This is a genomic window from Scandinavium sp. (genome assembly GCF_032012665.1).
Classification (GTDB): Bacteria; Pseudomonadota; Gammaproteobacteria; order Enterobacterales; family Enterobacteriaceae; genus Scandinavium.
Map to the genome: position 1 here is coordinate 1 of NZ_DALZVG010000021.1, position 19,192 is coordinate 19,192.

At 58.1% G+C, this 19,192-nt stretch carries 14 protein-coding genes; 2 read left to right on the forward strand and 12 right to left on the reverse strand.

Translation table 11 applies throughout. The features are described 5' to 3' along the window. Positions 1-256: 256 nt before the first annotated feature. From alaS to norR, 9 genes are all read right to left on the reverse strand, one after another. The gene (gene alaS, locus RTU33_RS15880) at positions 257-2,884 is read right to left on the reverse strand and encodes an alanine--tRNA ligase (protein ID WP_312628645.1); all 2,628 of its coding nucleotides are present in this window, start codon (positions 2,882-2,884) and stop codon (positions 257-259) included. 133 nt (positions 2,885-3,017) lie between these two features. Then, positions 3,018-3,518, reverse strand: coding sequence for a recombination regulator RecX (gene recX / locus RTU33_RS15885; RefSeq protein WP_312628647.1), 501 nt, complete (start codon positions 3,516-3,518; stop codon positions 3,018-3,020). Between the two features lie 84 nt (positions 3,519-3,602). Continuing rightward, positions 3,603-4,661, reverse strand: a complete 1,059-nt coding sequence (gene recA, locus RTU33_RS15890) for a recombinase RecA (protein ID WP_312628648.1) — start codon at positions 4,659-4,661, stop codon at positions 3,603-3,605. 73 nt (positions 4,662-4,734) lie between these two features. After that, positions 4,735-5,232: a nicotinamide-nucleotide amidase gene (pncC, locus tag RTU33_RS15895; RefSeq protein ID WP_312628734.1), complete on the reverse strand. Its 498-nt coding sequence runs from the start codon at positions 5,230-5,232 to the stop codon at positions 4,735-4,737. Between the two features lie 137 nt (positions 5,233-5,369). Further along, a complete protein-coding gene (locus RTU33_RS15900; protein WP_312628649.1) occupies positions 5,370-6,248 on the reverse strand; it encodes a metal ABC transporter substrate-binding protein in 879 nt (292 codons plus the stop codon). A gap of 14 nt (positions 6,249-6,262) precedes the next feature. After that, positions 6,263-7,123, reverse strand: a complete 861-nt coding sequence (locus tag RTU33_RS15905; RefSeq protein WP_312628650.1) for a metal ABC transporter permease — start codon at positions 7,121-7,123, stop codon at positions 6,263-6,265. Further along, positions 7,120-7,797 (reverse strand): ATP-binding cassette domain-containing protein, encoded by a 678-nt coding sequence (locus RTU33_RS15910; RefSeq protein ID WP_312628651.1) that lies wholly within the window; start codon positions 7,795-7,797, stop codon positions 7,120-7,122. The genes RTU33_RS15905 and RTU33_RS15910 overlap by 4 nt, the downstream gene beginning before the upstream one ends. A gap of 230 nt (positions 7,798-8,027) precedes the next feature. Then, the gene (gene mltB / locus RTU33_RS15915; protein WP_312628652.1) at positions 8,028-9,110 is read right to left on the reverse strand and encodes a lytic murein transglycosylase B; all 1,083 of its coding nucleotides are present in this window, start codon (positions 9,108-9,110) and stop codon (positions 8,028-8,030) included. Positions 9,111-9,205: 95 nt separating this feature from the next. Next, on the reverse strand, positions 9,206-10,726 hold the full coding sequence (norR, locus tag RTU33_RS15920; protein ID WP_312628653.1) for a nitric oxide reductase transcriptional regulator NorR: 1,521 nt from the start codon (positions 10,724-10,726) through the stop codon (positions 9,206-9,208). Positions 10,727-10,909: 183 nt separating this feature from the next. On the opposite strand from norR, the gene norV reads away from it, so the two are divergent. Continuing rightward, positions 10,910-12,367 (forward strand): anaerobic nitric oxide reductase flavorubredoxin, encoded by a 1,458-nt coding sequence (gene norV / locus RTU33_RS15925; RefSeq protein WP_312628654.1) that lies wholly within the window; start codon positions 10,910-10,912, stop codon positions 12,365-12,367. Beyond that, entirely contained in the window at positions 12,364-13,497 is a 1,134-nt protein-coding gene (gene norW, locus RTU33_RS15930; protein ID WP_312628655.1) for an NADH:flavorubredoxin reductase NorW, read from the forward strand. Before norV ends, norW begins: the two co-directional genes overlap by 4 nt. A gap of 268 nt (positions 13,498-13,765) precedes the next feature. On the opposite strand, the gene RTU33_RS15935 is transcribed toward norW, so the two are convergent. The 3 genes from RTU33_RS15935 to fdhF are packed head-to-tail and all read right to left on the reverse strand — an operon-like array spanning position 13,766 to position 19,157. Beyond that, the gene (locus RTU33_RS15935; RefSeq protein WP_312628656.1) at positions 13,766-14,782 is read right to left on the reverse strand and encodes a HoxN/HupN/NixA family nickel/cobalt transporter; all 1,017 of its coding nucleotides are present in this window, start codon (positions 14,780-14,782) and stop codon (positions 13,766-13,768) included. Then, positions 14,779-17,007, reverse strand: coding sequence for a carbamoyltransferase HypF (hypF, locus tag RTU33_RS15940; protein WP_312628658.1), 2,229 nt, complete (start codon positions 17,005-17,007; stop codon positions 14,779-14,781). The genes RTU33_RS15935 and hypF overlap by 4 nt, the downstream gene beginning before the upstream one ends. After that, the gene (fdhF, locus tag RTU33_RS15945; protein WP_312628660.1) at positions 17,007-19,157 is read right to left on the reverse strand and encodes a formate dehydrogenase subunit alpha; all 2,151 of its coding nucleotides are present in this window, start codon (positions 19,155-19,157) and stop codon (positions 17,007-17,009) included. The genes hypF and fdhF overlap by 1 nt, the downstream gene beginning before the upstream one ends. Between the last annotated feature and the right edge of the window lie 35 nt (positions 19,158-19,192).

Consider the following 19,192-nt stretch of genomic DNA (forward strand, 5'->3'; position numbering starts at 1 on the left):
ACGAGTCAGAATCAGCATTCTTTGCTCCTTGAAAGATTAAAAGAGTCGGGTCTCTTGTATCCCGGCATTATCCATCATATAACGCCAAAAAGTAAGCGATGACAAATACGTAAACGTATAAGCAGTCACGGCATTACATTCTGTTAAACGTAAGTTTAGCCGATTTACACAATTTCAACCTGACTTTATCGTTGTCAGTCTAGCTATTGCAAGGCGCCTCAACCCGGGGGTTTTGGCGCCTATTTCGTTTATGTTGTTACAGTTTTGCGCTGACCCAGCCTTTCACGCTGGCCAGTGCGGCCGGGAGAGCCGCTGCATCCGTACCACCGGCTTGCGCCATATCAGGACGACCGCCCCCTTTACCACCCACCTGCTGGGCGACCATACCAATCAGCTCCCCTGCTTTCACGCGATCGGTCACATCCTTAGAGACCCCCGCAATCAGAGAAACCTTATCGTCTGCGACCGTCGCCAGAACCACAATCGTGGAGCCCAGCTGGTTTTTCAGATCGTCGACCATAGTACGGAGCATCTTCGGCTCAACGCCAGCAAGTTCGCTTACCAGCAGCTTAACGCCATTGATCTCTTCCGCTTTGCTGGAGAGGTTTGCGCTCTCCTGCGCGGCAGCCTGCTCTTTCAGCTGCTGCAGCTCTTTTTCCAGCTGACGGGTACGCTCCAGGACAGAACGTACTTTCTCCGTCACGTTGTGGCTGTCGCCTTTGAGCAGCTGCGCCACGTCGCTTAACACGTCGCTCTGGTTGTGCAGGCTTGCGATTGCTCCTTCACCGGTCACTGCTTCAATACGGCGTACGCCAGCGGCGGTACCGGATTCAGAAGTGATACGGAACAGGCCGATATCGCCAGTGCGGGAAGCATGCGTACCACCACACAGTTCGGTGGAGAAGTCCCCCATGCTCAGCACGCGGACACGTTCGTCATATTTTTCACCGAACAGCGCCATCGCACCTTTCGCTTTCGCGTCTTCCAGTTCCATAACGTTGGTTTCAATCGGCAGGTTGCGACGGATCTGGGCGTTGACCAGATCTTCCACAGCGCGGATCTCTTCCGGCTTCATGGCCTCAAAGTGTGAAAAGTCAAAGCGCAGCGCTTTGTCATTTACCAGAGAGCCTTTCTGCGCAACGTGGGTGCCGAGCACCTGACGCAGCGCCGCGTGCATCAGGTGCGTCGCGGAGTGGTTCAACAGAATACGAGCGCGACGAGCCTGATCGACATCCGCCTGAACCGCATCGCCCACTTTCAGAGAACCGCTGTTCAGCGTCCCCAGATGACCAATTGCCTGGCCGTATTTCTGCGTGTCGTTAACGGAGAAGGTAAAACCTGCGCCTTTCAGTTCGCCTTTATCGCCTACCTGACCGCCGGACTCTGCGTAGAACGGAGTCTGATCCAGCACAACCACGGCGTTCTGGCCTGCGGCAATGCTGTCGACAGCTTTGCCGTCCACAAACAGCGCGGTCACTTTGCCGTTCAGTTCCAGATGGTCATAGCCTTTAAATTCAGATGCGCTGTCCACGCGGATCATAGCGTTGTAGTCGGCACCAAAGCCGCTGGATTCACGCGCGCGACGGCGCTGCTCTTCCATCGCAGCTTCAAAGCCGGCTTCATCGACCTTGATGTTGCGCTCGCGGCAAACGTCGGCCGTCAGGTCAACCGGGAAGCCGTAGGTGTCGTACAGACGGAAAGCGGTTTCGCCGTCCAGCGTATCGCCTTTCAGTTTCGCCAGTTCGTCATCCAGCAGCGCCAGACCACGCTCAAGCGTGCGGGCAAACTGCTCTTCTTCGGTTTTCAGAACCTGCTCAACCTGCGCCTGCTGGCGTTTCAGCTCTTCACCTGCGGACCCCATGACGTCAATCAATGGGCCAACCAGTTTCCAGAAGAAGCTCTCTTTCGCGCCGAGCATGTTGCCATGGCGGATTGCGCGACGAATGATACGACGCAGCACGTAGCCACGGTTTTCGTTCGACGGGATCACGCCATCCGCAATCAGGAACGCGCAGGAGCGAATGTGGTCGGCGATAACGCGCAGGGATTTATTGCTGAGATCGGTTGCACCGGTCTCTTTCGCCACGGCCTGAATCAGGGTGCGGAAAAGATCGATGTCATAGTTGGAATTCACATGTTGCAGCACCGCCGCGATACGCTCGAGGCCCATGCCGGTGTCTACTGACGGTTTCGGCAGCGGTTCCATCGTGCCATCGGCCTGGCGGTTGAACTGCATGAAAACGATGTTCCAGATCTCGATGTAGCGATCGCCGTCTTCTTCCGGGCTACCAGGAGGGCCGCCCCAAATGTGGTCGCCATGGTCAAAGAAGATTTCGGTGCACGGACCGCAAGGACCGGTATCACCCATCTGCCAGAAGTTATCTGACGCGTACGGCGCACCTTTGTTATCGCCGATGCGAATGATGCGCTCACGCGGAACGCCCACTTCGTTGGCCCAGATCTCAAAGGCTTCATCATCGGTTTCGTACACGGTGACCCACAGACGCTCTTTTGGCAGCGCAAACCAGTTCTCACCGGTCAGCAGCTCCCAGGCGTACTGGATAGCATCGTGCTTGAAGTAGTCGCCGAAGCTAAAGTTGCCCAGCATTTCGAAGAAAGTATGGTGACGCGCGGTATAACCGACGTTTTCCAGATCGTTGTGTTTACCACCCGCACGCACGCAGCGCTGCGAGGTGGTCGCGCGGGAGTAATTACGCTTGTCGAGACCAAGGAACACATCCTTGAACTGGTTCATCCCGGCGTTGGTAAACAGCAGAGTCGGGTCGTTGTTTGGCACCAGGGAGCTGCTGGCAACTACCTGATGTCCCTTGCTATGGAAAAAGTCGAGAAACGCCTGACGGATCTCAGCGGTGCTCTTGCTCATAATTATCCTGGAATCACGCTAACGGATTGTTACAGGCGGCAGCTGAACAGTTTTTACACAGTCAGGCAACCCTTACGGAAAAAAGTGGGAATAAGATAAGTTTTCCTGCAACGGAAGTAAAATACCGAGTGACTCAGTCGTTAATATTTCGCCAGATTTGCTGGATATCTTCCATCAGATAGCCGCGATTGATCAGAAATCTCTGTACTTTCACCTTTTCGGCAAAAACCGTGGGGAGCGGCTCTCCGAATTTTCTTTCGGCCTGGTCGCGGGCCAGCGTCATCCAGTCGATTTCACAGTCGTACATCGCCTGTTCGATATCGCTGCGATCAATGCCTTTTTGATTTAGCTCCTGGCGGATGCGTGCCGGGCCATAGCCCTTGCGGCTGCGGCTGGCGATAAACTGACGAGTGAAGCGCGCATCGTCCAGATAGTGACTTTCCAGACACCAGGCAACTACCTTTTCAACCTCTTCCTCAGGCGCATCTATCGGTTCCGGGCCGTTTTTGGTTAAGACGGGCGCAACCAGCTTACGACGCAGCTCTTTTTCACTGTGATCGCGCATCGCCAGTATGCGAATCGCCCGATCCAGAAGGCGGGCATAGGCCGAACGACGGGGTGAATTTTCAGTCATGGCAAGCCTTTTCCCTCTGTATCAAAGTCAACGGCCAAAAAAGCAAAAGGGCCGCATAAGCAGCCCTTTTTACCTCAGCGAAGATTAAAAATCTTCGTTGGTTTCTTCAACGCTGTTGTCGTCAACGGCGAAGGCAGGTTTGTCGTCCTGATTGTTCAGCAGCAGTTCGCGAACTTTCTTCTCAATCTCTTTCGCCGCAGCCGGGTTTTCTTTCAGCCAGGAGATAGCATTCGCTTTACCCTGACCAATTTTGTCACCGTTGTAGCTGTACCAGGCACCGGCTTTCTCGATCAGTTTCTCTTTCACGCCGAGGTCAACCAGCTCACCGTAGAAGTTGATGCCTTCACCGTAGAGGATCTGGAATTCAGCCTGCTTGAACGGTGCAGCAATTTTGTTTTTCACCACCTTCACGCGGGTTTCGCTACCCACTACGTTGTCGCCCTCTTTCACCGCGCCGATACGACGGATGTCGAGACGTACGGAGGCGTAGAACTTCAGCGCGTTACCGCCGGTGGTGGTTTCCGGGTTACCGAACATCACGCCAATTTTCATACGGATCTGGTTGATGAAGATCAGCAGGGTATTGGACTGCTTCAGGTTACCTGCGAGCTTACGCATCGCCTGGCTCATCATACGTGCCGCGAGGCCCATGTGAGAGTCACCGATTTCGCCTTCGATTTCCGCTTTTGGCGTCAGCGCCGCTACGGAGTCAACGATGATGACGTCTACCGCACCGGAGCGCGCCAGCGCATCACAGATTTCCAGCGCCTGCTCACCGGTATCCGGCTGAGAGCAGAGCAGGTTGTCGATATCCACACCCAGCTTACGAGCATAAACCGGGTCCAGCGCGTGCTCGGCGTCGATGAACGCACAGGTTTTCCCTTCGCGCTGCGCCGCTGCCACAACCTGCAGGGTCAGCGTGGTTTTACCGGAGGATTCCGGCCCGTAAATTTCAACAATACGACCCATCGGCAGGCCGCCAGCCCCCAGAGCGATATCCAGAGAAAGCGAACCGGTGGAGATGGTTTCCACATCCATGGAACGGTCTTCACCCAGGCGCATGATGGAGCCTTTACCGAATTGCTTTTCGATCTGGCCCAGTGCTGCCGCCAACGCTTTCTGTTTGTTTTCGTCGATAGCCATTATTACTCCTGTCCGGGTGTTACCGCGTAAATTCTGTTTTGTTGACGCAATTATACTGTATGGTCATACAGTATCAAGTGTTTTGTAGAAATTGTTGCCACAGCAGCTGCAGGGCATAGGCGGTGGCCTGTCGACGCACGGCGTCGCGGTCACCTTTGAAGCATTCTCTGCGGGTAAAGCCCTGCCCGTTTGCGCAGGCGAGGCCAAACCAGACGGTTCCCACCGGCTTCTCTTCGCTGCCGCCATCCGGCCCGGCGATACCGCTGACGGAAAGCGCATAGGTGGCACGCGCCGCGCGAAGTGCACCAATCGCCATTTCTACCACCACAGGTTCGCTGACCGCACCGTGGTTTAGCAGCGTGTCTTCACCCACGCCAATCATCTGTGATTTGGCTTCGTTGCTGTAGGTCACAAACCCGCGTTCAAACCAGGCGGAACTGCCGGAAATGTCCGTCAACACCTTGGCTATCCAGCCGCCGGTGCAGGACTCCGCCGTAGTGACGGTCGCGCCCTGCGCCTTTAGCGCCAACCCAACCCGTTCGCTGAGTGCCATCAATTCACTGTCGGTCATCATCATTTCTCGCAGCCTGAAAAAGATGCTGAACAAGATACCATTTTCTGCTTCAGGAGGGAGACGGCGTGGACATTTTACGAGGGCGCTTCAGAAAAAACGTACAGCGCCCCGATAAATCGGGGCGAGACTCAGAATTACTTCATGCTATTGGCGAGGGACTCTACGTTGTGCCGCAGCATTTTGACATAGCTGTCCGCCACGCCTCCGGGTTTCGACAGCGCCTCAGGGTAAAGTTCGCCCCCCGGCTGTGCTCCCGTTGCCGTCGCAATCTGCTTCACAAGGCGCGGGTCGAGCTGATTTTCCATGAACCAGGTATGCACGCCGTCCGCTTTAATTTGCTGAATCAGCGCACCCACCTGCGCCGCGCTGGCCTCGCTTTCCGACGAAAGCCCCTGCGACGCAAGGAACGTGACGCCATAGGCGCGGCCGAAATAGCCGAACGCATCATGGCTGGTCAGCACTTTGCGTTTCGCCTGCGGGATAGCCGTGAAGCGAGCTTTTGCCCAGGCGTCGATTTGCATAAGCTCGGCGATGTATTTCTGTCCGCTGGCATTCAGCGCCGCTTCGTCCTGCGGATCGGCTTTCACCAGCCCGGCAAGAATATTTTTCGCATATAACGCGCCATTGGCAGCGCTGTTCCACGCGTGCGGATCGGTCACGGTTTTACCGTCTTCATCAAGGGTGTGCGTCTTCACGCCTTTCGACGCGACGACCAGCTCGCCTTTAAAGCCCGAGGCTTTGATCAGCCTGTCCAGCCAGCCTTCCAGCCCAAGGCCGTTCACCACTACCACGTCAGCTTTACTCAGCAAAACGCTGTCCTGCGGTGACGGTTCGAAGGTATGCGGATCGCCGTCCGGCCCTACCAGCGTGTCCACATGCACATGTTCCCCACCAACCTGCTGCACCATATCCCCAAGCACCGAAAAGCTGCTTACTACGTTCAGCGTTTTCGCCATTACGCCCTGCGACAGTACGCCAAGCGTCAGTGCCAGAATCAAACCCGTTCTTTTCATCGTTTCCCCTTGCGTTAAAAAAGCGCCCGCAGGCTGAAGGCCAGCCGGCTGCGCGTGCCAAAAAACACCGAAATGAAAAACAGAATGCTGGCGGTCAGCACGATTGACGGCCCGGCGGGCAAATTGGCTGACCAGGAAAGACTCAGGCCGAGCCAGGCGCAAAACGCGCCGCTCACCGCCGCAAAGAGCAAAATTCCCGGAAGCGTCCTCGCCCAGCAGCGGGCGGCAATCGCGGGCAGCATCATCACGCCCACCGCCATCAGCGTGCCCAGCACCTGAAAACCGGCCACCAGGTTAATCACCAGCAGCGCCAGAAAAAGGCCATGCAGCAGCGAAGGCAGGCGGCGGGAGTTAACCTCCAGCCAGGCGCTGTCGAACGCCTCACTCACCAGCCCACGGTAAAGCAGCGCCAGAACGATCAGCGTCAGGCTGGCAACGCCCGCCACGAACAGCGCCGCGTTGTTGTCCACCGCCAGAATTGAGCCGAACAAAAGATGCAGCAGATCGACGCTCGACCCGCGCAGCGAAACCAGCGTCACGCCCAGCGCCAGGGAGCCCAGGTAGAATCCGGCGAAGCTGGCATCTTCCTTCAGCGGCGTACGTCGGCTGACCCAGCCGGCAATCAGCGCCACTGCAATCCCGGCGATAAAGCCGCCAACGGTCATCGCCAGCAGCGACATCCCGTTCAGCAAATAGCCCACCGCCACGCCGGGCAAAATAGCGTGCGAGAGCGCATCTCCCATCAGGCTCATCCGCCGCAGCAGCAGAAACACGCCGAGCAAAGTTGTGCTCACCGACAGTGCCAGACAGACCACCAGAGCCCGCCGCATAAAGCCAAATTCAATGAAAGGCTGGAAGAAAAGGTGCCAGATCATGCGCGCCTCGCAGCGTCAAAGGCAGCAAGAACAGGAGGCGTTTTACCCCAGCGTGCATGTTCCGATTCCAGCCAGAGCGTTTCCGGGAAATGGCAGGCGACCCGCTGGTTATCGTGCAGCACCGCCAGCACGGTTTGCCCGCCGCGATGCATGTCCAGAATCAGCTCCATCAGCATCTGGCTGGTGGCTTCATCAATGCCGGTGAAGGGCTCATCCAGCATCACCAGCGGCGCCTGCTGCACCAGCACCCGGGCAAACAGCATTCGCTGAAACTGGCCGCCGGACAGCGCTTCAATGGGAGATGAGCCGAGCGTTTCCAGGCCAACGCGTTCCAGAGCGATAGCGATGTTTCTGCGCGCCTGCACATTCAGCCCACGCAACAGCGACACGCGCGGCCATGCGCCCTGGCTCACCACATCGTAAACGTTAAGCGGAAACTGCGATTCCAGCATGTGACGCTGAGCCAGCCAGCCGATGACCGGCCTGCCCTCGCGCCATCGCAGTTGCCCGCTGACGGGAGGAATAAAACCCGCCAGCGTTTTCAGCAGCGTCGATTTACCGCAGCCGTTCACGCCGACAATCGCCGTCAGCGATCCTTTGGCTAAAACGCCGCACAGCGCAGGCGTGATTGCCCGCCGCTCGTAACCCGCTACGAGATGATCAAGTTCAATCATGGCAGCGCCACCGCCCAGCCAATAGCTAACCAAAGAAACGCCAGCAGAAGAATCGCTACGCCCAGCCGCAGCAGGCTGGAAGCGTTAAACAGGGAAAAGGGGATCATCTCAAACCTCAAAAATGTTATAACATAACAATATTGAAATCAGAGAGAGATGTAAATCGGTGACGCAGGCTGAGGCTGTATCGAAATGTTTCAGATTCCCCTCCGGACGGAGGGGAAAGAGGATTACTGCTGAGTGCGCGCCAGCGCCACGGCCTGGCCGAGCTGCCAGACGGCCATCGCGTAATGCGTGCTGTGGTTATAGCGAGTGATGGTGTAGAAGTTCGGCAGGCCGTACCAGTACTGATAACCGGTACCGATATCCAGCCGCAGCAGGCTGGCCTGCTGATGATCGCCAAGCGGTTCCAGAGGAGACAACCCGACGGCAGCTAGCTGCGACACGCTGTAATTTGTTTTGAAGCCGTTCTCCAGGCCCGGCGCCTGGCCAGAAGCCATGACCGCCACCCGATCGCCCTTCACCCAGCCGTGCTGTTTGAAGTAGTTGGCGACGCTGCCAATCGCATCTTCCGGGTCCCAAAGGTTGATGTGCCCGTCGCCGTTGAAGTCCACGGCGAACTGCTTATAGGACGACGGCATAAACTGACCGTAGCCCATCGCGCCCGCAAAGGAGCCTTTCAGATCCAGCGGATCGTCCTGTTCGTTACGGGCCATCAGCAGGAAGGTTTCCAGCTCGCCGGAGAAATACTTCGCCCGGCGTGGGTAGTTGAAGGAGAGCGTCGCCAGCGCATCAAGGATTCGGGTTTTGCCCATCACGCGGCCCCAGCGGGTTTCTACGCCAATAATGCCGACGATAATCTCCGGTGGCACGCCGTATACCTGCCAGGCACGGTTGAGCGCATCCTGATACTGATTCCAGAACGCCACGCCGTTCTGCACGTTATCCGGCGTAATAAACTGCTTTCTATAGCGCAGCCATGCGCCGTTTGGCCCGGTTGGCACCTGCGCGGTGGGCGCCTGTCGGTCCATCAGGTTCAGCACGTAATCGAGACGCTTCGCCTGGGAAAGAATTTCATGCAGCTGCTGGCGGTCGAAGCCATGCTTGCTGACCATCGCATCAATGAACTGCTCTGCCGCCGCGTTGTTAGCAAAATCGCCGCCCATCATGGTGACGTTATGCTGTGGCTCCAGCAGAAAACCGCCGGAAGACGGGGCGGAGGGGGTCGGCGCTTCCGCGGTTTTCGGTTTGCTGCTACAGGCGGCAACCAGCACGCAGAGCGGGAGTAAGGTCAGATAACGACGCTTCAACATGTGACATCCATTTAGCTATTCGGCAAGAATCAGCATGGTAAACATCCCGCCGACGATAAGAAAGCGCCAGCGGGCGGCGGAGGCAAATATTTCGTTTAAAGTGACTTTTTAAGGCCCAGCCTCTTAGCCAGCCGGTGCAAATTCGCCACGTCCAGAGAGAGCGCACGGGCGGTTGCAGCCCAGTTGTTTTGCTGGCTTTCAAGCGCCTGAGTAATCGCTTCGCGTTGAAATGCTTCGGTTGCTTCCCGCAGGTTCACCGTCGTTGCGAGGGCCTCGCTGGCCTGAACCACAGGCGCAGGCTCTCCCTCGAAGGCGAAATGCTGCGGAGTCAGCGTCACTTCATCGCCGCTGCTCGTCGCACGCGCCAGTACGACTGCACGATGAATGGCATGTTCCAGCTCGCGGACGTTGCCCGGCCAGTGCCAGGCCGCCAGCTTCGCCCGTGCGGCCGAACTGAGCACAACGCTGCCAAGCCCCATCCGCGCCCGGCACTGTTCGCAGAAATAACCCGCCAGCAAAATGACGTCGTCACCGCGCTCGCGCAGTGGCGGCACGGCAACAGGAAACACGCTCAGGCGATGGAACAAGTCCGCCCGGAAACGCCCGGCGAGAACCTCTTCACGCAGATCGCGGTTGGTTGCCGCCAGCACGCGTACGTTTACCCGCAGGCTACGGTCATCCCCTACTCGCTGAATGTCGCCGTACTGCAGCACGCGCAGCAGCTTGGCCTGCAACGCCAGAGAGAGTTCGCCGATCTCGTCGAGGAACAGCGTGCCGTTATCCGCAATTTCAAATTTGCCGCTGCGGTGGCTGATGGCCCCGGTAAAAGCGCCCTTCACGTGCCCGAAGAGCTCGCTTTCCGCCACGCTTTCCGGCAGTGCCGCGCAGTTAAGGTAAACCAGCGGATTGACGGCTCGCGGCGACTGCTGATGAATAGCCTTCGCCACCAGCTCTTTGCCGGTGCCGGTTTCGCCACCAATCAGCACGTTGAGATCCGACGCTGCCACAATTTCAATCTCTTTTTTCAGCTGCAGCACCGGTGCCGACAGGCCAATCATCTCCTGAACGCCGGAAACCGGCTCAACGCCCGCCTGGCTCACCATGACGTTCTGGCTTTCGAGCCTCGCAATCAGCAGCGCGTTATTCAGCGCCCCGGACACCAGCGCGGCAATCAGCCGCAGCTCTTCGTCGCTGTAGCTGTCGAACTGGTGCGCGTCCATGCCGTCCAGCGTCAGCGCGCCAATCAGGTTCTGCCCGGCGAACAGCGGCAGCCCAAGGCAGGCGTGAACCTTGAGGCTCTCCTGGCCGGGGATCAGGCCGTCATAGGGATCGGGCAGCGTGCTGTCTGCCGGGAAACGAACAATATCCCCGGCGCGGGCGATGGCCTCCAGGCGCGGATGCCCTGCCAGCGAAAAACGCCGCCCGAGCACGTCCTGCGCCAGCCCGTCTATCGCCAGCGGAATAAACTGATGCGCCTCATAGCGCAGCAGCGCCGAAGCATCGCAGCCTAAAAGCTGTCGCAATGTGGTGATCAGACGGGAAAAGCGATCCGGATGACCGATATCGCTTTGCAGCTCGATGGCGATATTCGCCAGCGCTTCAGTGGAAAAACTCATGCCTGCCTCAGTGTCATTATGACTATGATCATTGTCTTTTTGACTCTCATGATGATAGTCATAACGACAAACAACAACAACGCTTAATTTTATAAAATCAATATTATCAATAAGATAAAAACTGGCACGCAATTTGTAATAGCTCAATCACTTTTTTGAACCAAAAGACTGATTGAGGACATTATGGCTATTCACGTTAAAAACAATATTCACTGGGTTGGACAGCGCGACTGGGAAGTGCGTGATTTTCATGGCACCGAATACAAAACCCTGCGCGGCAGCAGCTACAACAGCTACCTGATTCGTGAAGAGAAAAACGTGCTGATCGATACCGTCGATCACAAGTTCAGCCGTGAATTCGTGCAGAACCTGCGTACGGAGATCGATCTTGCCGACATCGACTGCATCATCATCAACCACGCCGAAGAAGACCACGCCGGTGCGCTGACCGAGCTGATGTCCTGCATTCCGGACACGCCAATTTACTGCACCGCCAACGCCATCGACTCCATCAACGGCCACCACCATCATCCGGAATGGAACTTCAACGTGGTGAAAACCGGTGACACAATTGATATCGGTAACGGCAAACAGCTTATCTTCGTCGAAACTCCGATGCTGCACTGGCCGGACAGCATGATGACCTACATGACCGGCGACGCGGTGCTGTTCAGCAACGACGCCTTCGGCCAGCACTACTGCGACGAACGTCTGTTCAACGATGAAGTGGATCAGACCGAACTCTTCGAACAGTGCCAGCGCTACTACGCCAACATCCTGACTCCATTCAGCCGCCTGGTGACGCCAAAAATCACCGAGATCCTCGGCTTCAACTTACCGGTTGATATGATTGCGACCTCCCACGGCGTGGTCTGGCGCGATAACCCGACGCAAATCGTCGAGCTGTACCTGAAATGGGCGGCGGATTATCAGGAAGACCGAATCACGATTTTCTACGACACCATGTCCAACAACACCCGCATGATGGCCGACGCCATTGCCCAGGGCATTAACGAAGTTGACCCGCGCGTGGCGGTGAAGATCTTTAACGTCTCCAAAAGCGATAAAAACGACGTGCTGACCAACGTCTTCCGCTCCAAGGGCGTGCTGGCGGGCACCTCAACCATGAACAACGTGATGATGCCGAAAATTGCCGGGCTGGTTGAAGAGATGACCGGCCTGCGTTTTCGCAACAAGCGCGCCAGCGCCTTCGGCTCTCACGGCTGGAGCGGCGGCGCGGTGGATCGTCTTTCCACCCGCCTGCAGGATGCCGGCTTTGAGATGTCCCTGAGCCTGAAGGCCAAATGGCGTCCGGATCTCGACGCGCTGGAAGTGTGCCGTGAGCATGGGCGTGAAATCGCTCGTCAATGGGCTCTCGCGCCGCTGCCGGTTGCTGAAGCGACAGCGACACAGGAACAGCAGGACTGCGCCTGCGCCGCCGCTGCGGCCGCTGCGGCCGCTGACCTTGGCCCATCAATGCAGTGCAGCGTCTGCCAGTGGGTTTACGATCCGACCAAAGGCGAACCGAACCAGGACGTCGCGCCGGGCACCCCATGGAGCGAAGTGCCGGACAGCTTCCTGTGCCCGGAATGCTCGCTCGGTAAAGAGGTCTTTGACGTGCTGGCCACGGAGGCAAAATGAACCACGGCATCGTTATCGTTGGCTCGGGCTTCGCCGCCCGCCAGCTGGTAAAAAACATCCGCAAACAGAACGTACAGGTGCCGCTGACGCTGATTGCCGCCGACAGCATGGATGAGTACAACAAACCGGATCTCAGCCATGTCATAAGCCGTGGCCAGCAGGCTGCGGACCTGACGCTGCAAACGGCGGGTGACTTCGCGGAGCAGTACAATTTACGTCTTTTCCCGCACACGCGGGTAACGGACATCGACGCAAAAAGTAAGCTGGTTTACTGCGACGGGCACAGCATCTGTTACGACAAACTGGTGCTGGCGACGGGCGCTCAGCCTTTTGTTCCGCCGGTTCCTGGCAAGGAGCTGATGGTCACCCTTAACAGCCAGCAGGAGTATGGCGCAGCCCAGGCGGAGCTGCATGACGCTAAACGGGTGCTTATCGTCGGCGCCGGGCTGATTGGCAGCGAGCTGGCGATGGACTGCAATCGTGCCGGGAAAGCGGTCAGCGTAGTGGACAACTCCGCAAGCATTCTCTCCGCGCTGATGCCGCCGGAAGTCAGCAGTCGTCTTCAGCATCGACTGACGGAGATGGGCGTGCATCTGCTGCTCAAAAGCCAGCTTCAGGGGCTGGAAAAAACGCAGAGCGGGATCCGCGTACAGCTCGACAGAAACCGAACCATTGAGGTGGATGCCGTTATCGCCGCAGCCGGACTGCGCCCGGAGATCGCCCTTGCCCAAAGAGCAGGCGTCGCAGTTAATCGCGGCATCGTTGTAGACGGCACGCTGCAGACCAGCGATTCCGCCATTTACGCCCTTGGCGACTGCGCGGAGATCAACGGCAGCGTTTTGCCATTCCTGCAGCCGATTCTGCTGAGCGCATTAACGCTGGCAAAAAATCTGCTCGGGGAGAGCGGAAACCTGAAGCTCCCGCCCATGCTGGTGAAGGTGAAAACACCGGATCTGCCATTGCATCTGGCAGGAGACACTCGCGGGGTGGATTTACGCTGGCGCATCGAAACCACCGTCGAAGGCATGATTGCTCAGGGCGTGGACAGCGATGACAGGTTGCGGGCATTCGTGGTCAGTGAGGAAAACATGAAGCAGGCGTTTGGGTTACTGAAACAGCTCTCTGCCTGAAAGATGCCGGGTGGCGCTACGCTTACCCGGCATTCAAATCATGCGGTCTGATGCCCTCTCCCCCTGCCCCTCTCCCACAGGGCGAGGGGTGCAAACATTAAAAAATCCTCTAAAACGAGGATTTTTGCTGTTCACCTTGTGCGGCCTGATGCCCTCTCCCCCTGCCCCTCTCCCACAGGGCGAGGGGAGCAAACATTAAAAAGTCCTCTGAAACGAGGATTTTTTGCTGTTCACCTTGCCACCGGGCTACATCACACGGCCAAAAATCTTACACGCTAATCGCGTCGTAGCCCCGCCAGCGGTATACCGCCAGTGAAATGATCCAGCAGGCGATAAACAGCCCGATGACGATAAACCCGGCGTTGCCGAGATTGTCGTTCAGCGCTTCCACCACGTTCCACACTCCGCCGCTGAAGCCAAACTTATCCATCAACAAACCCAGCGCCTCAAGCCCGCCGATGAACAGCGCCACCACCACCGAGGTGCCGGTAATGGTCATGTTGTAGTAAAGCTTGCGCTGCGGCTTGTTGAACGCCCAGCCATACGCCCCAACCATCAGCACGTTATCCAGCGTGTCCACCAGCGCCATGCCGCTTGCAAACAGCGCCGGGAAGATCATGATGCTCCAGATAGACATCCCGCTTGAGGCACCCGCCGCCGTGATCCCCAACACGCCAACCTCCGTAGCCGTGTCAAAGCCAAGGCCGAACAGGAAACCCACCAGATACATGTGCCAGCTTTTACCGACCAGGCGGAAAGTCTTGCCAAACAGCCAGCTCATCATGCCGCCGCTGGCCACCGGATCGCTGTTGAAGGGTTTCCCCTGACGGAACGCGCGGAAGCTGCGCCAGACGCCACGCAGAATGACCAGGTTGACGAAAGCCATCGCCAGCAGGAACAGCGCGGACACCGCAGTGCCAATCAGGCTGCCCGTTTCATGGAACCAGCCCATCTGCTGCTGGAACGCGGTCGCCGTCGCGGCAATCGCCGCCGACGCCAGCACCACAATGGATGAATGCCCGAGCGAGAACCACGCTCCGACGCCAAACGGGCGTTTGCCCTGCTGCATCATTTTACGCGTCACGCAGTCAATGGCCGCGATGTGGTCAGCATCCACCGCATGACGCAGGCCGTAGCCCCAGGCCAGCAGGCTGGCGGCCATCAGGGCTCCGCTGTGACCGAACACGTCCCAGGCCCAGGCCCACGCCACCAGATTGGCAACGATTAATCCGAAAACCAGCAGCGCAGCGCGTGGCTGCTGACGTAAAAGCGTAATCAGCTTCATCCTTCTCTCTTCTCCTCGAGGCGGGCGGCGGCAACGACTGCCTGCCCGTATGAAATTCCACCGTCGCCTGCCGGCAAACGCTGTGGAAATAAAAGTGTAAAACCAGACAGATAAAACGCCAGCCGCTCGCGCAGCAGCCGGTTATGCAGCACGCCACCACCGAAAACCAGCGTGGTGATACCGAAGCGTTCCGCGTGAAAGTTCATCATCTGCGCCAGCCCACGGGCCAGCGCGTCGTGAAATGCCCAGGCTTTTTCGGCATCAGCGGCGGACCAGCTCAGCCACTGCTGCCAGAAAATACGCAAATTCAGCGTGTTATTTTCAAAGGGCAGCGTCAGCGGATGCTGCATGCTGTCGCTTGTCCTCGCCAGCGCTTCCAGCAGGCAAGCGGCCTGCCCTTCGTAACTCAGCATCTCCGGCGCACAATCCAGCGCGCTCGCCACGGCATCAAACAAGCGTCCGCAGGATGACGCCCGCGGTGAGTTAATTCCTCGATCAACCGCACGAGCCAACGCCTGCACCGGTTTTCCCTCAAATGCGGGAAGCAAAGCCCAGTCCGGCACAAACGCCAGAGACTGCGCCAGCCAGTTGCGCCATGGCTGGCGGGCGGCTAAATCTCCGCCGGGCAGCGCCACCGCCGGCAGGCCGCCGAGGTGCTCGCACTCGCGATAGTTCACCCGCAGGCATTCTCCGCCCCACAGTTCGCCGTTTTCTCCCATGCCGATGCCGTCGAGCGTTAACGCAATCACGTCACCGGCCTCAAGCGGCCAGCCGTGTTCCGCCATGCAGGCCGCCGCATGGGCATGGTGATGCAGCACTTCTTCACGGGGGATGGCCAGTGCTTTCCCCCACTGCACGGAACGGTAGCCAGAGTGCGCATCCACCACCACGCGCTCAGGCGTAAACGCATAAATCGACTGCATCAGCGCAAGCGCATTGCGCCACTGCGCTTCAACGCCTTCTTCGGACAGGTCACCAAGATGCTGGCTCAGTACCGCTTCCTGGCCGCGCACCAGGCAGAAGGTGTTCTTTAAATCCGCCCCGCAGCAGAGCATCGGCGGCACGTCGGCAAACCCGGGCGGCAGCGGCAACGCATCAGGCACAAAGCCCCTGGCTCGCCGCAGCATTTCGCCGCTTTGCCGCACCACCGAATCATCCATGCGCTGCACGATATCCCGATCGTGAAGCAAAAAACCGTCGGCGATAGTGGCCAGATCCGCCAGCGCCCCGGCATTGGTTATCGCCGGAGGCTTACCGTTAAGGTTGCCGGAGGTCATCACCAGCGGGCGATGCAACGCCTGCATCAGCAAATGCTGAATGGGGTTAGAGGGCAGCATCACGCCAACTTCATCCAGCCCTGGTGCAATGTCATCGCACAATCCGCCTACGGTATTTTTCGCTACCAGCACAATCGGAGACGCCGGAGTGTTAAGCAATTTTTGTGCCCGATCCGGCAGGATATTTGCCTGCGCGACCATCACCGCCAGCGGCTTCGCCGGTCGACGCTTGCGTTCACGCAGTCGCACAACGGCTGCGGTATTGCCCGCATCGCAGGCGAGGTGGAATCCACCGAGTCCTTTAATCGCCACAATACCGCCCGAGGCCAGCAGGCCGATCGCTGCCGTCAGGGCATCCTCACCCGAGGCTGTTTGCGTGCCCGACTGCCAGCTCAGCTGCGGGCCGCACTCCTCGCAGGCCACGGGCTGAGCATGGAAGCGGCGGTCGCGCGGGTCGCGATATTCCTGTTCACAGGCGGGACACAAGGGAAACGCCGCCATCGCGGTAAAAGGACGGTCATAAGGCATTGCCCGGATGATGGTAAAGCGTGGGCCGCAGTGGGTGCAGTTGATGAACGGGTAACGATAGCGACGGTTAAGCGGGTCGTTCAGCTCCGCGAGACAGGCCGGACAAGTCGCGGCATCGGGCACAATCTGGGTGCTCATACGCCCGGCTCCGCTGTCATGAATAGTGAAATCCTTCGGTAAATCAGCCCATTGATACGGGCTGACTTCCACGGCATCGATTCGCGCCAGCGTGGGGCAATGCGCCAGCAGTTCTGCACCAAAACCGTCATCTGCCCCCGCGAGGTGCACCAGCACCCCTTCGGCATCATTACTGACGTTGCCTGACCGTTGCAGCCGCTGCGCCATTTGCCAGACGAACGGGCGGAAACCCACTCCCTGAACTTTGCCACGTACGCGAATGGCGATGCCGTTCTCTTTCATCAGACGTTTGCGGCCTCCCGCAGCCGGGTTTTCATCTCCTGGTAGGTCGTCAGCGCCCAGTTCTCCGCCCAGCGCTGGTCAGCAATCTGGCTGACGCGCACCGCGCAGTACTTGGTTTCCGGCGTTTTGGAGATGGGATCGAGGTTATCCTGAGTGAGTTCATTGCAGGCGCCAATCCACCACTGATAGGTCATATAGACGCTGCCGGCGTTGGTGCGGCTGCTGACGTTCGCCCGGCTGATCACCTTGCCGCGGCGGGACTCCACCCACACCAGTTCGCGATCCTTCACGCCAAGCCGCTGCGCATCTTCCGGGTTCATCTGCACAAAACCGGGTTCATCGGCGAGCGACTGCAATGCCGCGCAGTTGCCGGTCATCGAGCGGCAGGAGTAATGTCCGACCTCGCGCACGGTGCAGAGCACCAGCGGGAAATCCGCATCCGGCGTTTCGGCAGGCGCACGCCATTGCGCAGCAAACAGATGGCCTTTTCCGTCCGGCGTGTCGAACTGGCTGTCCTGATACAGGTAAGGCGTGCCGGGATGATCGAGCGTCGGGCATGGCCACTGCACGTGCCCCATATCGCCCATTTTTTCGTACGTCACGCCGTAGAACAGCGGGCACAGCTCGCGCATTTCATCCCAGATTTGCTGATTGCTGGCGTAGTGCATCGGGTAGCCCATCTCCCGGGCGATCAGGCTGATGATTTCCCAGTCGCGCTTGACGTTGTAAGTGGGGTCTATCGCTTTCTCAAAACGCTGGAATCCGCGATCGGCGCAGGTAAAGACGCCACCGTGTTCGCCCCAGGAGGTCGCCGGCAGCAGCACGTCGGCCTGCTCGGCGGTTTTGGTCATAAAGATGTCCTGCACGACAACAAAATCCAGCGCCTCAAATCCTTTGCGTACCAGCCCCAGATCGGCTTCGGTCTGCAACGGATCTTCGCCCATGATGTAATAGGCCTTCATCTTACCTTCCAGAGCCAGATGCGGCACTTCGGTGATGCGCACGCCGATTTTGTCATCCATCAGCGCGCTGTCGATGCCCCAGGCTTTGGCAAATTTGGCCCTCACCTGCGCGTCGGTGACGTCCTGATAGCCCGGGAACTGGTTAGGCAGCACGCCCATATCGCAGGCACCTTGTACGTTGTTCTGCCCACGAACCGGGCCAACGCCGACGTTCTTACGCCCCAGGTTGCCGGTTAGCAGCGCCAGGCCCGCCAGCCCTTTAACAACGTCCACCGCCTGGCCGAACTGGGTGACGCCCATTCCCCACATGATGGTCGCGGTGGGTGCAGCAGCATAAATGCGCATGGCCTCACGCACCTGACGGGCAGGCACGCCGGTGAGTTCCTCCACGGCTTCCGGTGCGTAGTCCTTCACCACTTCGCGATAAGCTTCAAGCCCGGTGGTATGCCGCGCCACCCAGGCTTTGTCGTACAGCTCTTCTTCCAGCAGAACATAGGCAAAGGCATTCACCAGCGCCATGTTACAGCCGTTGTTCATCTGCAAATGACGATCGGCGATGCGCGCCGTTTCGATTTTTCGCGGATCGCAGACGATGATTTTTGCCCCTTTCTCTTTAGCCTTGATCACCCGCCGCGCCACGATCGGGTGCGAATCAGCGCAGTTGTAGCCAAAGATCAGCAGGCAGGATGAATCCTCAATCTCACCGATGGAGTTGCTCATTGCCCCGTTGCCGAGAGTTTCCTGTAACCCGGCGACGGACGGCCCATGGCAAACGCGGGCGCAGCAGTCAACGTTGTTGGTATGCAGCACGCCGCGGGCAAATTTTTGCATCACGTAGTTTGTTTCATTACCCGTGCCACGCGAAGACCCTGTGGTCATGATCGCGCGCGGTCCGTGCTTCGCTTTAATCTCGCTCAGTTTTTTGGCCGTATAGCGAATTGCCTCTTCCCAACTGACCGGGGTCAGTTTCCCCCCTTTTTCGTAGCGGATCATCGGCTGGGTCAGGCGGGGCGTCAGCAGGCGGGTATCGTTGAGAAAATCCCAGCCGTAGTAGCCTTTCAGGCACAGCTCATTCTGATTGGTGACGCCATCAGCGGCTTCCGCGCGCAGGATTTTATTGTTATCAACAATCAGCTTCAGCTTGCAGCCTGCGCCGCAGTAAGGACAAACACTCGTGATTTTTTTCATCAGTAACAGACCTGTTAAAAGTGAAAGGGTTAAGA

Bases quoted from the DNA above. Each gene is read 5' to 3' on its own strand.
- RTU33_RS15905 (WP_312628650.1), bottom strand. From the start codon at position 7,123: ATGATCTGGCACCTTTTCTTCCAGCCTTTCATTGAATTTGGCTTTATG.
- fdhF (WP_312628660.1), bottom strand. From the start codon at position 19,157: ATGAAAAAAATCACGAGTGTTTGTCCTTACTGCGGCGCAGGCTGCAAG.
- mltB (WP_312628652.1), bottom strand. From the start codon at position 9,110: ATGTTGAAGCGTCGTTATCTGACCTTACTCCCGCTCTGCGTGCTGGTT.
- hypF (WP_312628658.1), bottom strand. From the start codon at position 17,007: ATGAAAGAGAACGGCATCGCCATTCGCGTACGTGGCAAAGTTCAGGGA.
- RTU33_RS15910 (WP_312628651.1), bottom strand. From the start codon at position 7,797: ATGATTGAACTTGATCATCTCGTAGCGGGTTACGAGCGGCGGGCAATC.
- RTU33_RS15900 (WP_312628649.1), bottom strand. From the start codon at position 6,248: ATGAAAAGAACGGGTTTGATTCTGGCACTGACGCTTGGCGTACTGTCG.
- recA (WP_312628648.1), bottom strand. From the start codon at position 4,661: ATGGCTATCGACGAAAACAAACAGAAAGCGTTGGCGGCAGCACTGGGC.
- norW (WP_312628655.1), top strand. From the start codon at position 12,364: ATGAACCACGGCATCGTTATCGTTGGCTCGGGCTTCGCCGCCCGCCAG.
- norR (WP_312628653.1), bottom strand. From the start codon at position 10,726: ATGAGTTTTTCCACTGAAGCGCTGGCGAATATCGCCATCGAGCTGCAA.
- recX (WP_312628647.1), bottom strand. From the start codon at position 3,518: ATGACTGAAAATTCACCCCGTCGTTCGGCCTATGCCCGCCTTCTGGAT.
- alaS (WP_312628645.1), bottom strand. From the start codon at position 2,884: ATGAGCAAGAGCACCGCTGAGATCCGTCAGGCGTTTCTCGACTTTTTC.
- pncC (WP_312628734.1), bottom strand. From the start codon at position 5,232: ATGACCGACAGTGAATTGATGGCACTCAGCGAACGGGTTGGGTTGGCG.
- RTU33_RS15935 (WP_312628656.1), bottom strand. From the start codon at position 14,782: ATGAAGCTGATTACGCTTTTACGTCAGCAGCCACGCGCTGCGCTGCTG.
- norV (WP_312628654.1), top strand. From the start codon at position 10,910: ATGGCTATTCACGTTAAAAACAATATTCACTGGGTTGGACAGCGCGAC.